Genomic DNA, 1,152 nt, shown 5'->3' on the forward strand with positions numbered 1-1,152 from the left:
GCTCATGACTTTAGCCTATTGGTTAGCAACTCGTTCGGGTCAGCGTCTCCTTGAATCTCACGTCCAATCCTATTTAGGTCGTTCAGACCTGACCCCTCAAGGTTTTCCTCATCATAGTGTTTTTTCCCTCGGATTATCCGGTTATGCTTGGAGTCAATCCCTGCTGCTCTGGAGAGATTGGATGTTGGCGCTCATGGCGTTGAAGCCTCACAAATCTCTCCATTTTCAACGAGGGCTAGAGGCTCTATCCCTTGTGAGGCAGGGGGTCTAGCTATGTTGTCACCCTCTCAGAGTTTGGCCTTGGGCAGTTGGAAAAGTGAAGACTTCATCAAGCTGATGGACGAGCAAGCCCATGAAGCCCAGAAAATTTACGAACTTACGGGTCGAATCCGCGTCATCGTACTCGATAATGGTTCGATTCACACGAGTAAGGTAGTTCAGCAGAAGTTCTCTCAATGGGAAGCTCAAGGACTGTACTTATTCTTCTTGCCACCCTACTGTTCCGAAATGAATCCCATTGAATTGGAGTGGGAGCATCTTAAACGTGATGAATTAGTCGGACAGATGTTTGAATCCGAGTCCGAATTGGCTTTTCACGTGACCGAGGGACTCGAAGCCCGAGGAGAGCGCCACGGACATTCTGTTAAGTATGTCAACCTTCGAGGTCTGAAATAATCCTTTACACACATTCCTTTTATTATTGGAGGCTGTGATTGTCTTCGTGAATCCAGTAGGATGGTTTTATAGTCTCAATTTAGAATGTCCTCCACTGTCCAAACTGCACCGACATTCTGGATGAAGTCGTCACCATCTTGACGGGAAAAAAAGCAAGACACTAAGCCTTCTCAGGTCAGCCCAAAAACTTATCTCAAAAGTATAAAATGCTGAGAAACATCAAAACTCTCACCCAACAAGGCGATCGATACTATCTTGATGGAAAACCGTTTACTGGAGTCACCTTCAAGATTTCTGACAAACAGCTAGAAGATTTGCATGAGTTCAAAAATGGTAAATTTGTTGGCACTTATCAAAATCAGTATTTTTCTAAACATTTTAAATACAAGAGTGAAGATCTAATCCATGTCGATCTTGAAGACGAAGACCTTGACTTACCCGGAGGATTTATAGATTCAGAAACAACTTACAAGGGTC

Annotated in this window: 3 pseudogenes; all 3 read left to right on the forward strand. The window is 44.0% G+C overall.

Annotated features, from left to right (window positions below):
- A pseudogene (locus GEI7105_RS39565) lies at positions 1 to 271 on the forward strand (IS4 family transposase); the annotation flags it as partial.
- Between the two features lie 23 nt (positions 272 to 294).
- Positions 295 to 675: pseudogene (locus tag GEI7105_RS32955) on the forward strand (transposase); the annotation flags it as partial.
- A gap of 206 nt (positions 676 to 881) precedes the next feature.
- Positions 882 to 1,152: pseudogene (locus GEI7105_RS32960) on the forward strand (hypothetical protein); the annotation flags it as partial.

It is taken from the genome of Baaleninema simplex PCC 7105 (assembly GCF_000332355.1).
GTDB classification, from domain to species: domain Bacteria; phylum Cyanobacteriota; class Cyanobacteriia; order Cyanobacteriales; family Geitlerinemataceae; genus Baaleninema; species Baaleninema simplex.